Raw genomic sequence first — 14469 nt, forward strand, 5'->3', positions numbered from 1 at the left:
GTTATTTTTGAAAAAACCAGCTGCTAATGGGCTGATAGATGAATTGCAAGATACCCAGCGGACTAGGAATCTTCACGAGTTTTAGCGCAGCGATGCCCAAGACCAATCCGGCCAGAAGCAGGAATGAGACGATGACCGCTTCTCTCCTGAAACGCTTGCGCGCGAGTCTTGGCACCTCATAAACACCTACAGCCAGAACAAAGGCGGAGAAGAGAATTACTTCCGGCATGGCGCTCTATTCCTTGATTTCACTAAGAATGGAATTGTTCACGGATCCCGTTCCTTGAATACGGGCATCGACGGAAATATTCACCTTTAACCGGGTAAACCGCTCGTCCCAATCCCGTTTCAGCTTCTTCCACGCCTTCGGGTTTGAACGATAGATGGCTTGTCCAAATCCGAGCGAATCAACCTTATAGTCTTTCTGCAGCTTTACAATGGTCTTTCTCATAATCTCCGTCAGTCTCCTCTCCTCCTCATCCTCCAGCCTTCGAATGATATGAGTATCTTCAATATCGATGTTGCATTCCACATCGGCAATATTAGACATCGTCTTCATCTTAATATTGATAAAGGGCTCTCCGTTCATAACGTTCCCCTCTATTTTGGTTTCGTAATGGACCCCTTCCAGGTCGAGATATCCGCCCTTCGGACAGGTTATATGGCCCACAGTGCTTTTGACATTGCCCATAATGTAGTTATAGCCTTTACTTTCTTCCTCGTTAAGCCAGCCGATTAACCGGTCCTTCCGAAACACAGCCAGCTTCGTAAACTTCAACTGAGTTGCCGGTTCAATGGACTCAACATTAGACTGTTTCTCGCCCATCCTTTGATTGCCGATAACCTTTATGCCGGTCAAAACCGGATTTCCTCCTTCGGAAACCAACTGCTCGATTAACTTATCCATAGTGAAGGCATTCGTGACCGCCCATGCTTTGGATGAAGTATCCAGCGATTTGTACAGCTTCGTAGCCGGTATATCCTCTAAGGGGGTCAAAATATGAAGGATATTCTTCGCCTCTTGCCCATTGGCGACCATGATGTAGTAGTCCGTCCGCAGCTCCGGATCACGCCACAGAAGATCGATTACATTCGCAATTCCGTCTCTGGCCAGCGACTCACCCAATACCAATACACGGATATGGCTTGCATATATTTTGCGCGGGCTTATCGTCGTCAGCTTGCGGTACGCTTCGAGAATCGTCGGTGCTGTCGCGGTGTACATCGTTACCGGTACTCGCTTCGAGCCTCCCTTCGATTTGGAAGCGACCTCCGCCGGATCGACCACCTGAACGGCGACTCGATACTCGCCGTCCTTCATATCGATCGCCGCACCCAGCTGAATACCGAGTGTGTTTAATTCGCGGCGATTCCAGCACCCGGCCAGAAGGCTGCATAGGAGCAATCCTATTATTGCGGACAAGCAGAACCGGATCATACACTACTCTCCCTTGTTCACCGCAGGCTTTTTCCGCTGTCTTTGCGGATTTTCTCGATTCATCAGGCTGGGCCGCATAATCATCTTGGACCAAGGCATCCGGAATATCGTATCCTTCTGGTCTTTCATCACGAAAGGTCCGAATGGCAGCATATATGGAACGCCAAACGAACGAAGCGTGCATAAATGGATAACCATGGCGATGATACCGATCAGCATGCCATACATCCCGAAGGAAGCGGATAATCCCATGAGCAGGAAGCGGATCATCCGGATGGTGATCGACATATTGGTCGTTGGAATGACATAGCTTGCGATGGCTGTGATGGACACGATAATAACCATGGCCGCCGACACGATGCCGGCTTCGACCGCCGCCTGTCCGATTACAAGCGTGCCGACGATCGATACGGCTTGTCCGACCGTCCGCGGCATTCTGACCCCTGCCTCGCGCAGAATTTCGTACGTCACTTCCATCATCAGCGCTTCGATGAATGCCGGGAACGGGACGCCTTCCCGCTGGGCTGCCAGGTTGATTAACAGCCCTGTAGGCAGCATCTCCTGATGAAACGTCGTAATGGCAATGTAGAAGGACGGCGCCAGCATAGCGATAAAGAAACTGATCATCCGAATCACCCGCAGCAGCGTACTGATATCCGCGCGTTGATAGTAGTCCTCCACCGATTGAAAGAAATGAACGAACAAGCCCGGTACCGTCAGAACGAAGGGCGTGCCGTCAATCACGATGGCTACTCTGCCTTCCAGCAGCGCAGCTGCGACCGCATCGGGCCTCTCGGTATTGTTGATCGTCGGGAACGGGGTCAGCGTCTTATCCTGGATTAATTCTTCGATATAGCCGCTCTCCAGAATTCCGTCAATATCAATCTTATCGAGGCGCTGTCGCACTTCCCGAACGATCTTGTCCTCCGCGACATTGCGCAAATATACGATGCCGACCTGCGTCTTCGTCACGCGTCCGATTTGTCTGGATTCGATCCATAAATTCGGATCCTTGATTCTGCGGCGAATCAGCACGACGTTCTTCCGGTAGTTCTCCGTGAAGGCTTCCATCGGGCCGCGAATGACCGACTGCGTTATCGGCTCGCTCACTGTGCGTTCCTCGATCCCGAAGACGTCGATTCGAAGCGCTGTCGCCGATCCGTCCAGCAGCAGAATGGCATCGCCGGAGAACATGGCGTTGAATAGCGGCATCAGCTGCTCAACTTCATTAATATTGCCCGCAGATAGCACATCGTCTTTCAGCGCCAGCAGCGCGCTCACGCCCGGCTGCGGCTGAAAATTCGCGCCGTCATTCCTTAAGGAGAGCACAGGCGCGATAATCGTATCGTGCATGACCGCCGAGTCAACCATCCCGTCGATATAGAGCAGCGCCGCCCGCCAATGATCTCCCCATTGGAAGTTCTTTACGATGAGATCCGGACTGCAGCCGAGCGCATTCTGAATCATGGCAATATTATCGTCAAGATGTGGAAGCAAGGGCGTATCCGTATCCGTGATGTCTGCTTTTGTGCTCATTTGTTCTCCTTCTCATGCATCGAACAAGAGGTAAATTACGGTGCGCTTAGTGTGGCCCAAAATAAGGATTTCATTCTTGTTCGCCAGTTGGCACCGGTATGCCAAGCAAGCTTTTGTGCATCCATATCGCCGCCTGAGCCCCGTCGCCCATCGCGATGGATACCTGTTCGGAGTGCGCCACGACGTCGCCCGCGCTCCAAACATGGATCGCGTTGGTCATTTTCGTCCGGGGATTGGCCAATATATGCCGATTATCATGGAGAGTAACGCCCAGCTGCTGCGCCAGCTCCGACCGGACCTGATTGCCCCCCATCGCAACAAAGCCTTTATCCGCCGCGATTCGTCTGCCGCTGTCCAGCACGAGTCCGCGAAGCTCATCCCCATCCGTTATTAAGCTTGCGACCGCTTCATGGACATAATCGATACCCAGCGCCTGCAGCCGCTCCCGCTGCTGCTCGTCGATATCGGCGGCCTCATGGTTGATATAGATAAGGTCTTGCGACCAATAAGCAAGCGTAATCGCCATCTCCGCGCCAACCTGTCCTGAACCTAGCACGACCGTTCGCTTGCCGGATATTTCATAGCCGTCGCAATCCGGACAGACGTAGATGCTGCGCCCTAAACAAGGCAGCAGCCCGGGCAGCTCCGGCAGACGATCCATGATCCCTGTCGCCAGCAGCAGCCGCTTTGTCTGGATACGCGTCCCGCTGTCCGTCGTCAGCTGAAACAGCTCACCCGAACGTTCCGCCTTCTCCACCCGGGCCTGCATAAATTTAATGCCCAGCTTCTCCGCCTGGCTCCGTCCCAGCTCCCGCAGCTCCTGACCGCTGACCCCTTCGGGCCATCCCAACAAATTGTTATAGCTCCGGCACAAGACAGAGCGCCCGTCATGAGCATCGATTACCAGCGCATTGCGCCGGTATCTGCCCAGTTGAATGGCCGCCTGCAGGCCGGCGATACCTCCGCCGACGATCGCACAATCTACATTCATGGCAATTCTTCATCCTTTCCTTATAGCGGAACTTATCCTACAAACTTCATTATGCCGGACAGACAAGCGGCTTAAACTTGGACCCTTAGGTCATTACCAATATCAGCGAATAGGTGTATGATAGAATGACCGATTGTTCAGGACCGATTCAGCAAGAATGAATTATAACAGGCGTCATTGTGCCGACATAAGGATGTGATACGCATGGGATTTTCATGGAAACGGAATTTGATCGTGTTATGGACAGGCGTATTCTTCTGCAGTACCGCTTACTCCATCTCCATTCCGTTCATTCCAATCTTTCTTCACACGGAACTGGGCGTTAACAGCAATCTCGAATTGTGGTCCGGCTTTGCGTTCGGCATCACGTTTCTAGCCAGCGCGCTCATCTCCCCGTTCTGGGGATCGCTCGCGGATAAGTACGGCCGGAAGCCGATGCTGATCCGCTCCGGCTTCAGTCTTGCCGTACTCTACTGCCTCACCTTCTTTATCTATGATCCGTATTTGTTCCTTCTCCTGCGGATATTTCAAGGGCTGCTTGCCGGGTATGTGCCTGCAGCGATTGCGCTTGTCGCAACCAATACGCCGGAGGAGAAGACAGGCTATGCGCTAGGTATTATGGCAACCGCAGGCGCAACGGGAGGCATTATCGGTCCGCTCGTCGGCGGCGTGGTGAGCCACTATTGGGGAAACCGGGAGGCGTTTCTGTTCTCCGGGGGCGTCGTGCTCGTCGCTGCGCTCATTGCAACCCTGTTTGCCAAAGAGATGAATTTTAATCGTTCGGCCGTGCGCCCGTCGATTCGCGACGACTTGAAGCAAGCCTTGTCCAACCGGACCTTCGTCGTCATTCTAAGCGTTGCGGCGCTGGGTACGTTCTCCGTTATGATTTTGGAACCCCTCCTGACGGTATATGTCATGAAGCTGGGCGTGGAGCAGGGGGAAGCATCGCTGAAATCGGGGATTATCTTCTCGGCGGTTGGAATAGCGACACTTATTGCCGCGCCGCGCTGGGGCAAAGCCGGCAGCAAGCTCGGCTTCTCCAATGTGCTCTTTATCGGCTTGCTCGGCGGCGGGATCGGGAACATTCTTCAGTTCTTCGTCGGCCACTATGTCGAATTCGGAATACTGCGCTTCGTGTACGGTTTGTTCTTCGCAGCCGTCTATCCGTCGATTAATGCGATGATCGTCCAGGTGACGGATCCATCGTTCCGCGGCCGCGCTTTCAGCTTGAATCAATCCGGCACCCAGCTCGCGACGATGCTCGGACCGATAATCGGCGGGGTGCTCGGCGGCTGGATTCCGATCCGCTGGGTATTCATCATTAATGGATCGATGCTGCTCATCGCAGCGATGCTGTTGAAGAAACAGCGGCTGGAGGAGGCCGTTCAGAAGAAGGTTGCACAGGCAAGCGGATAAAATAAAGCCACCATCTGCTCTCGTACAGCAGATGGTGGCTTTGTTGTATTGACCGAATGATTTGTTGTGATATCGGCCTTATTATTCGAACCGCAGCGCTTCGATCGGCTTCAAATTCGATGCCTTGTTGGCCGGAAACAAGCCGAATACGACGCCGATGAAGACGGAGAAGCCGAAGGCGAGCATCATCACGGGAATCGACAGGGACACGCCCATGTTCAAGGCCTTCGAGGCGAACTGCGCAATCGCGATGCCCAGACCGACCCCAAGCAATCCGCCCAGTCCGCTAAGCGCAACGGATTCGATCAGGAACTGGATCATGATGTCCTTCTTCTTCGCTCCGATCGCTTTGCGGATGCCGATCTCCCTCGTGCGCTCCGTTACAGAGACGAGCATTATGTTCATAATCCCGATCCCGCCAACCAGCAAGGAGATGGCCGCTATGCCTCCTAGCGCAACGGAGAGCGTAGCGGATATGCTGCTGAACGAATCCAGCACATCCTGCTGATTGAATACCCGGTAGCTGTTCGTGTTCCCGCGGAAGGTCTTGGCGAGCCCTGCTTCCAGCTCAGAGACGACCGTCTTCATCTGGTCCGCTTCCTTGACTTGCACGTAGATCGTCCTCACGCCCTTGGATTTAAACAGCCGCTCGGAGGAAGTAATCGGAATGATGACCACATCGTCATTCGAGCCGCTCAGCGAGCTGCCTTTCTCCGCCAGCAATCCGACAACCTTGTACCGGATGCCGTTGATAAGAACGGATTGTCCAACCGGATTTTGCCCTGCGAACAATTCCTCCGCGGTGCTGGATCCAAGCAGCGCGATCTTCTGATAGTAATCCAAGTCGATCTGCGAAACAAACCGACCCGCCGCAATCTGATAATCCCGCACATCGATATAATCCGGCGTTGTCCCGATTACGCTGACGCTAACGCTGGCGGTGCCGAATTTCACATTGCCGTTCTGCGTATTGGCAGGTGCGGCATATTCCACGCCTCCCTTATCGGTCAGCTCCTCCGCCTCCTGGTAGGTAATCGTCGTCGTCGCTCCGCGGCCCGTAATGTTGACGGTCAGCAGATTGGTTCCCAGACTGGCGACTTGATCCGTGACCGCCTTCGTCGCGCCTTGTCCGAGAGAAACAAGCGAGATGACGGCCGTAACGCCGATAATGATGCCAAGCATGGTCAGCAAGGATCTCATTTTGTTGCCTAGAATGCTTTTGACGGCCATCTTAAGGGCTTGTCCGACGTTCACGCGTCTCACCGCCTTCTTCACTGATGCGTCCGTCTTGAATGCGGATGACGCGGCCAGCCTGCTGCGATATCGACAAATCATGCGTAATGAGGACAATCGTATGCCCCTGCTTGTTCAGTTGCTTCATCAACCCCATCACTTCGACGCCCGTACGCGTATCGAGCGCGCCCGTCGGTTCATCCGCGAGCAGAATCGGAGGATTGCCGGCCAGCGCTCTGGCAATCGCGACACGCTGCTGCTGGCCGCCCGATAATTCGCTCGGCTTATGATGAACCCGGTCCGCAAGCCCGACCTTGCTCAACGCTTCAATGGCCTGTTCCTTGCGGAGCCTGCCCGCTACGCCTCTGTAGATCAGCGGAAGCTCCACATTCTCATAGGCAGAGAGCTTGCTTAACAGATTAAAGCCTTGAAAGATAAAGCCGATCTTGCGATTCCGGATCTCCGCTAATTTGTTCTCCTTGAGCCGGCTCACTTCCTCGTTATCGAGCCAATAGCTTCCCGTCGTCGGCGAATCGAGGCAGCCGATGACATTCATCAGCGTCGACTTTCCCGAACCCGAAGGGCCGATAATGGCGACGAAATCGCCATGATCGATGCGGATTGATATATCGCTCAGCGCATGGACGGTCTCGCCTCCCATCTTGTACTGCTTGGACAACTGATCGATTCGGATTAACGGTTCACGATTCGCTTGTTTCGCGTCCATCTACCGTCCTCCTCCGCCTCCGGTTGGGCTGCCACCGGTTTGGCTGCCTCCGGCAGGCGGCCCGCCGGCGGTTCCTTGACGTCCGCCGCCCGTGAATCCGCCGCCCCCGCCGCCGGGAAATCCTCCTCCGCCGCCCAAGCCTCCGAGTCCGCCAAGCCCAGGCATTCCCGCCTGCTGCTGGTTCATTCCCGCGCTTGCCGCGATTGTCGGCAGAATGACCGCATCCCCTTCTTTCAATCCGGACAGCACTTCAATGTAATCTTCATTATGAATGCCGACCTCGATCTGCTGCGGCGTTCCGGAACCGAAGCGGCCGGCTCCTCTGGAGGCCGAGCCTTGATCCCTCTGCCGCTGCCATCCCGTCTGGCCGCCGCTCTGCTCGCCCGGTAGCCCGCCTCTGCCGCCTTGCTGGCCGGAAGGCTCTGCGCCCGGCTGACTGGCCGCACCTTCGCCGCCAGCACCTTCGCCGCTGGCGGCTTGGCCGCCGTTCCCGCCGCTTGGCTGCCCGCCGGTTCCGCTTCCCGTGCTGCCTGTATCGCCTGCACCCTGGGCGCTGGACGGAAGCAGGACGATATACCGGTTGCCAAGCGACTGGACGGCATCGATCGGCAGGATCAGCGTATTCTCCTTCTTCTCGATCGAGATGCTCGCCTCGGCCGACATCCCGGCCTTCACTTCCTTGGAAGCTTTGACGCTGATCGTCACATCGAAGGTGGCAACGCCGTTGCTTGCCGTTCCTTCATCCGCGATTGCCGCCACTTTCCCTTCGAAGGTCTGGCCCGTCAGCGCTTCAACCGAAATGACCGCCGATTGCCCTGCCTTGACCTTGGGGATGTCGAGCTCATCGATGCTGACGATGATTTGCAAATTGTCGTAATCCACGATTTCCGCGATTTGCGTCTGGGGCGTAAGCTCGTCGTCCGCAGCGGCGGCCAGCGATTTGACCGTACCGCCGATCGGAGCGGTAATGGTGATTTCCTCCTGCTTCTCCTTCAGCTTGGCAATCGTGGTCCGCGACTGCTCGATATCGAGTTTCTGCTTCTTCATTGACAAATCCAGACTCGATAACGAGTTTGTATCGATCTCGCTTTTATACCGGGTCTGAAGGTCGGTCAGCTCCAGCAGCTTCTTCTCCAGATTCACCTCTTCGGACTTGATTTGATCCGAAGTGTCTTCGCCTTCGAGAACGACCAAGACATCGCCTTTCTTGACGACGCTGTTCTCCTTCACCTTGACCTCCTTAATCGTCCCCTGCTTGCCCGCCATGACCGTCTTGCGGTCCCCAACCTGGATGCTCCCCGTCCCGCTGACGCTGACCTCCAGCGTTCCTTTCCGGACCTGCGTCGTATTGACGGGCGGAGCGGCCGGCTGTTCATCCTTCTTGAAGTAAAAGTACGCGTATACCGCCCCTGCAACGAGCAGCACACCGACGATAAGCAGCCACCATTTTCTCATTGCGTGTTCTCCGCCTTTCTGAACCCTTCCGGTATCGTTCTCTTCAATGCCGCAATAACCGTCGATTGATCCTCATCGAGCCAGAGCGTCAGAATATCGCCGCTCTGAAGATCGGCAGCCTCAACACGGTTATTCGTCATCCCGCCTTCTCCAAAAGCCATGGCGAAGAGTTCAGTGTCCGCCGTCAGCTTAACCGTGACCTGTTCATCGAGAAATTCCATCTGGCCGCCGAAGCCGCCCGCTTGGCCCCGGTTGCCTCTTCCGCCGCTGCCCTCTGCCGGAGGCTGCGGCTGGCCGCTCCCATCGACGCCTTCTGCCGGAGGCTGCGGCTGGCCGCTCCCGTCGACGCCCTCTGCCGGAGGCTGCGGCTGGCCGCTCCCATCGACGCCTTCTGCCGGAGGCTGCGGCTGGCCGCTCCCGTCGACGCCCTCTGCCGGAGGCTGAGGCCGCTCGCCCTGAGGCGCGCCGTTCGAGCCGCCCCGTCCGCCGGAGCCATCGCCGCGCTGTCTGCCTCCGAAGCCCATTCCACCGCCGGGCATGTCCGCCGGCTGCGTCTTCGATTTCTGCAGCACGATCGAATCCGGCGTTACGCTGACGACCTTGCCCATCAGATCGGCCGTCCGTTCCGGAAGCTGAAGCTGTGCTACATCCATCGGCTCGCCTGCCGATGCTTGTCCCGTTTCCGTCGCCGCATCTTCGCCCGCATTCCCGCACCCGGTGAGCATCGCGGCAAGTACAACCGCCATCGCTGCGCGTTTCCATATCCATCGTTCCTTCACGCTCGTGGTCCACCTCTCCATACCGTTATCCGGATCTAGCATAGCAGGCCAATATGAACGATCAGTGAACGTATGCTGATGTGGTGCAGACGACAGAAACCTGTACGTCAAAAAGCCCACCGACCGGTGGGCTTGATAGGTACGATAGATTTATGCAAGAAAGATCGGCTGACGCCGTCTTGGCGGTAAAATGTGTTTCTTACTTCAAGCAGCTTCCTCTAGGCAGGCTTCTCTCCTCTTTGCAAATCGCTGATCGTCAAGCCGAAGCTCATCTGCAGGTGCGGATAATCCGGGAAATCCGGCCAGTCGCCGCCCCACTCGAACCCCAGCTCCTTGGCGATATCCACGACCTCCATCCAGTCGGACCGCCCGTTCTTATTGCCGTCATAGTCCATGTCCCAGACGACGTCTCCGCTCTTCGTCCGAAGCGCAAAGTCGATTGCGAGCCCGTAGTTGTGGTAGGATTCCCCGCCTCTTGCATTCGTTACGACCTTGCCCCCGCTTGTCCGCCCTTGATTGTACAGCTCGTCCTGATGCGCAGCGCTGCGGAAATCATCGGTGATCAGGATGGCGATCCCTTTCTTCTTGACCTTCTTCGCAAGCTCTTCTTTCTTCTGCGCAATGACCGGGTGGAGCTCCTTCACCTGGTTGGCGTACTTGACTCGATCATGCTTGAGCCGGTCCGGCAGCTCCTGTATAAGATAAACAAGCAGAATGATAATGCCCGCAATAAGAATAAAATTTCTCCGTTTAACCATGTGTCTTAGTGCTCCTTAGGGAAAGTGGTTCTCTCTATCATAGCCCCTCGGGTTTAAGAATGGTTAACATTAATATTAAGAAAAGGTTACGGAAGCGTGAACGTAAACGAGGTGCCTCTGCCAACCTCGCTCTCAATTCGGATCGACGCATGATGCCGGTCAAGGATATGCTTGACGATCGAGAGGCCGATGCCGGTTCCGAGCTTCCGGCTCCGGGCCTTGTCCCCTTTATAGAAGCGGTCCCAAATATGCTCCAGCTCCTTCTGCGTCATTCCGATCCCGTGATCGCACACTGAAATCTCGGTGCGGCCGTCCTGCTGCTTGACCGATACGCGCACCTCGCTGCCCGCAGGGGAGTAGAATACCGCATTCTGCAGCAAATTGGCGAGCACCTGGTCGATTCGATCCGGGTCGGCAACCGTATACAGGTCCTCCTCCGGACCATCCAGACCGACCGTGATGTGGTGCTGCACAAACTGCGGCTCCATTCTGGCAATGGTTTTGCGAATTTGCTCGGTCATATTAAACCTGACCTTCTCCAAGCTGAATTGTCCGGCTTCGATTCGGGCCATATCCAGCAGATCGCCGACCAGCTTCATCATCCGGTCCGACGATTCCTTCATCATTTCCAAGTAATGCTTCTCCCTGTCGGGCGGAATCGCACCGTCCATCAACGCCGTCAGAAAACCATTGATGGACGTGAGCGGCGCGCGCAAATCATGCGAGACATTCGCCAGGAATTCACGGCGGGCGCTCTCCAGCGAAGCGAGCTCTGCCGCCATATAATTGAGCGACTCGCCAAGCTGGCCGATCTCATCCTTCGTGCGGACTTCCACCTTGCGGGAGAAATCGCCTTTGGCATACATCAGCGCTCGATGGGTCATCTCCTTAAGCGGCCTGGACAGCCTCCGCCCAAGCACGAAATAGATGGCGACGGCAACCGGAATCGTAATAAACACGCTTAGCATGAAAGGCCTGAAGAACCGGTTCACGTCCCGGTCGAACTCGAAGGAAAAGCTGATGATCACCTTTTCCTCCAGATTGCCGGCATCCTTGATCGACCTCGCCGTGAATAGCGTTTGACGGTCATTGACGACCGTCTCTTCCTGCACGCGGTATCCCGCAAGCGCTTCCTCCACCAGCTTGCCGTCCACGGGAATCGGCTTGCCGTGATTGCCGACGGTATAGAGCAGTCTCCCGTTCCGGTCATAGAACTGGTAAGCCCGCTCCGGTCCGCCGACTCCCCATTGCAGGGAATCGATAACCGTCTCCCGGCTCCAGCCTTTGCTGTAGCCGAATTTAATATGATCGACAACCCGGCCTTGCATCATTTCCGAGCCGTCGCGGATGAAGGAACGCAGATTGCTCTTAAAGAACGTGGAGGACAGCAGGGTCGACAGGCCGAACGACACGAACGTTATGAGCAGGAAGCTGAGGAACAGCTTGCCGAAGATCGTCTTCGTGCTCATGGCTCGGCCTCGCCGAACTTATAGCCGATGCCGCGGATCGTCTCGATCGAGCCTTGCACCTGATAGAACCTTAGCTTCTCGCGAATCCGTTTGATATGAACGTCCACCGTGCGCGGATCGCGGTCGTAATCGAAGCCCCAGACCTGATCCAGCAGCTGCTGGCGGGTAAAGACGCGGTTCCGGTTGGTTGCCAGGAAATAGAGCAGCTCGATTTCCTTCGGCGCGAAGCCGGCATTCTCCCCCTGCACCTTCACCTGCAGATGGCGCATGTCGAACAATAGCTCGTCCAGCCGGACGACCTCGTCATGGTACAGCGAAGGATTCGTCCTGCGCAGCACGGCCCGGATCCGGGCCATCAGCTCCTTCGAGTCGAATGGCTTCACGACATAATCGTCGACGCCCAGCTCGAAGCCCTTCAGCTTGTCGTAGCTTTCTCCCTTGCCGGAGAGCATAATAATCGGCGTCGCAAAGTCCTTCCTGATCCCTTCGCACACCGTCCACCCGTCCATCTCCGGCAGCATAATATCCAGAATAACAAGATCCGGCCTCGCGTCATAGGCCATCTCCAAACCTTCCAGGCCATCGTTCGCTTCGGTGACCTCGAAGCCTTCCCGCTCCGCATATAGTCGTATGAGCTCGCAAACATGCGGATCGTCGTCAATGGTCAGCAGTTTAATCGGTTTCATCGCGCTTTCGCCTTTCAGCATGACTAGTTTGCAGCCAGCTTACCACACGAAGATGAATAGAAGATGAACGCGCCTATACCGGCGGGATCAATAATACATATGGATATCGATATCTTGATCGTAATTGCCGAAGCCGCGGCCATACAGCGTGACGCCCCCGCAGTTCTCCGCTGACTCCGGAGAGACGATTCGCAGCGTAACTTCTTTGCCGAAGGTAATGCCGATGGCATCGATCGTCACATTCGAGATTTGCACCCCGTCCATGAACGTCCCTTTATCCGTTACGGACAAGGTCTTAAGCAGGCCGTGCTGGGAGCCAAGATTGAAGCTCTGCGGCGTGAAGATACCCGGCCTGCTTCCAAAATCGCCCGGGCAGGTCCACGTGCCGATCTCTACCCCATTCACGGCGAACGTAATGTCCGACGGCCATTGCTCATTGTAGCCGGGCGCCTCCGAGCCGATTTCAAGCGAGATTTCGAGCCGCTTCAGCTGCTGGTTGCTCAGCAGAAAATTCGGGATGCGGTATTCGATCCAGCCGCTCCCGAACCATAAATGCTTGGCCTTCACATGCTCCGGATCGGCAAAATACCGCGGATCGTCGATCATCCCGATCATCCGGCTCTCCGATACCATGCCGCAGGTCGGCTTGATGTCGCAAGCGATGAATTGCCCGATTGGAATCGATGCAATGTAGCTCTTCTGCGGCACCGGCTTATTCGTTTTGAACTGCAGAATAACGGACTCCAGCTGCAGCGAGCACACCTTCTGCATGCCGCGCTTCCCGGTCGCGCTCTCGGTTGCGACGATGCCCGCATGCTCCATCTTCTGAATATGCTTGGTCACGATCGCCGACGAAACGCCAAGCAGCTCCGCAAGCTCTCCGATATTCATAGGCTTGATATTCAGCAATTCGACGATCTTGATTCGTGTTGATGAAGAAAAACATTCCAGGAAAGCCAGGTTGTCGCTATTCACTTCTATCGACGTCATCGTTACGCCTCGTCTCTCGGTTTAATTCGTTCATTATATAACCCGAAGGTTAAATAATCAATGAGAATGACAGCTGGGAAGCCGGAAAATGACAAAAAAAAAGCCGCTGCTTGCCTAAGCAAGCGGCGGCTAATCGATAACCTGGAAATTAATTAATCGATTGAATCAACTATACGCTGTTGACCGTAAAGCCTGGATTCGCGCGTTCGAAATGCGGATTCTCGCCGCAAACCATAAGCCCTTGTCCCCAGTTAATGTGGGTATTCAGCGTTGGGAAGTCCGACGCATTGCGGTATTGGAACAGCACGTTCCGCCGGGTGCGCTCGCTCTTATTCGCCGGCGAGCCGTGGATCGTCAAATAGTTGAAGAACAGAACGTCGCCCGCTTCAGCCGGGCAGGCAATTCCGCTGGACAGCGGATGCTCTTTGGCATCGAGGTAATGGCGGCCGACATGCTTCATCGGCCCCTCCTTATGCGAGCCTGGAACGACGTGCAGACAGCCGTTCTCCACATTCGCATCGTCGAGATGCATGCTGGCAGCCAGCATCGTGTGCTTCTCGTGAGGGAAGTAAGGCTGGTCCTGGTGCATTGGGAATGCGGCGCCGTTCTCAGGCGGCTTCACGAGCATCTTGGAGTGGTGGAGCTGGACGTTCGGACCGATCAACTGCGACAATACGGCTGCCATATTCGGATGAATCGCGGCGCGCGTAAAGGAAGCATCATGGTATTGAACGTCGTGGAAGCCTTTGAGGATCAGCTTTCTCAGCTGATCCGGCGGGAGAAAGTCCCCCTGCCATTGAGCGTTCGCGTCCATCTTTGCTTTCGCCGCGCGATCGATAATCGAGTCGATTGCCGTGCGCATCACTTCGACTTCTTCTTTGTTGAACACCCCTTTAACGAGCAGGTACCCGTTCTCATTGTAAAAATCGACATCCTGTGCTTTAATCATGTTAATTCCTCCTTGGGAAGTAGATACTATGAATTACTTCAA

General features: G+C 55.4%; 14 protein-coding genes. 1 reads left to right on the forward strand and 13 read right to left on the reverse strand.

What is annotated here, in order from left to right; translation table 11 throughout:
* Position 1: 1 nt before the first annotated feature.
* From L1F29_RS26140 to L1F29_RS26155, 4 genes are all read right to left on the reverse strand, one after another.
* A complete protein-coding gene (locus L1F29_RS26140; protein WP_258384961.1) occupies positions 2–229 on the reverse strand; it encodes a hypothetical protein in 228 nt (75 codons plus the stop codon).
* 6 nt (positions 230–235) lie between these two features.
* A complete protein-coding gene (locus L1F29_RS26145) occupies positions 236–1438 on the reverse strand; it encodes a Ger(x)C family spore germination protein (RefSeq protein ID WP_258384962.1) in 1203 nt (400 codons plus the stop codon).
* A 3-nt stretch (positions 1439–1441) separates the two neighbouring features.
* Complete coding sequence (locus tag L1F29_RS26150) at positions 1442–2974, reverse strand: spore germination protein (RefSeq protein WP_258384963.1); 1533 nt, start codon at positions 2972–2974, stop codon at positions 1442–1444.
* 70 nt (positions 2975–3044) lie between these two features.
* Positions 3045–3965 (reverse strand): NAD(P)/FAD-dependent oxidoreductase, encoded by a 921-nt coding sequence (locus L1F29_RS26155; protein WP_258384964.1) that lies wholly within the window; start codon positions 3963–3965, stop codon positions 3045–3047.
* Positions 3966–4169: 204 nt separating this feature from the next.
* Here L1F29_RS26155 and L1F29_RS26160 point away from each other — a divergent pair, with 204 nt between their 5' ends.
* Positions 4170–5381: an MFS transporter gene (locus tag L1F29_RS26160; RefSeq protein WP_258384965.1), complete on the forward strand. Its 1212-nt coding sequence runs from the start codon at positions 4170–4172 to the stop codon at positions 5379–5381.
* An 81-nt stretch (positions 5382–5462) separates the two neighbouring features.
* On the opposite strand, the gene L1F29_RS26165 is transcribed toward L1F29_RS26160, so the two are convergent.
* From L1F29_RS26165 to L1F29_RS26205, 9 genes are all read right to left on the reverse strand, one after another.
* Positions 5463–6635, reverse strand: coding sequence for an ABC transporter permease (locus L1F29_RS26165; RefSeq protein WP_258384966.1), 1173 nt, complete (start codon positions 6633–6635; stop codon positions 5463–5465).
* Entirely contained in the window at positions 6613–7341 is a 729-nt protein-coding gene (locus L1F29_RS26170; protein ID WP_258384967.1) for an ABC transporter ATP-binding protein, read from the reverse strand. Before L1F29_RS26170 ends, L1F29_RS26165 begins: the two co-directional genes overlap by 23 nt.
* The gene (locus tag L1F29_RS26175; RefSeq protein ID WP_258384968.1) at positions 7342–8796 is read right to left on the reverse strand and encodes an efflux RND transporter periplasmic adaptor subunit; all 1455 of its coding nucleotides are present in this window, start codon (positions 8794–8796) and stop codon (positions 7342–7344) included.
* Positions 8793–9575 carry a hypothetical protein gene (locus L1F29_RS26180; protein ID WP_258384969.1) on the reverse strand — a complete coding sequence of 261 codons (783 nt, stop codon included), beginning with the start codon at positions 9573–9575 and terminating at the stop codon, positions 8793–8795. The genes L1F29_RS26175 and L1F29_RS26180 overlap by 4 nt, the downstream gene beginning before the upstream one ends.
* 218 nt (positions 9576–9793) lie before the next feature.
* Positions 9794–10333, reverse strand: coding sequence for a M15 family metallopeptidase (locus L1F29_RS26185; RefSeq protein WP_309252343.1), 540 nt, complete (start codon positions 10331–10333; stop codon positions 9794–9796).
* An 86-nt stretch (positions 10334–10419) separates the two neighbouring features.
* Entirely contained in the window at positions 10420–11802 is a 1383-nt protein-coding gene (locus tag L1F29_RS26190; protein ID WP_258384970.1) for a sensor histidine kinase, read from the reverse strand.
* Positions 11799–12488, reverse strand: a complete 690-nt coding sequence (locus L1F29_RS26195; protein WP_258384971.1) for a response regulator transcription factor — start codon at positions 12486–12488, stop codon at positions 11799–11801. Before L1F29_RS26195 ends, L1F29_RS26190 begins: the two co-directional genes overlap by 4 nt.
* 87 nt (positions 12489–12575) lie before the next feature.
* Positions 12576–13478, reverse strand: coding sequence for an ArsR/SmtB family transcription factor (locus L1F29_RS26200; protein ID WP_258384972.1), 903 nt, complete (start codon positions 13476–13478; stop codon positions 12576–12578).
* 169 nt (positions 13479–13647) lie between these two features.
* Positions 13648–14427 carry a phytanoyl-CoA dioxygenase family protein gene (locus L1F29_RS26205; protein WP_258384973.1) on the reverse strand — a complete coding sequence of 260 codons (780 nt, stop codon included), beginning with the start codon at positions 14425–14427 and terminating at the stop codon, positions 13648–13650.
* Between the last annotated feature and the right edge of the window lie 42 nt (positions 14428–14469).

This window comes from Paenibacillus spongiae, from assembly GCF_024734895.1.
Lineage (GTDB): Bacteria > Bacillota > Bacilli > Paenibacillales > Paenibacillaceae > Paenibacillus_Z > Paenibacillus_Z spongiae.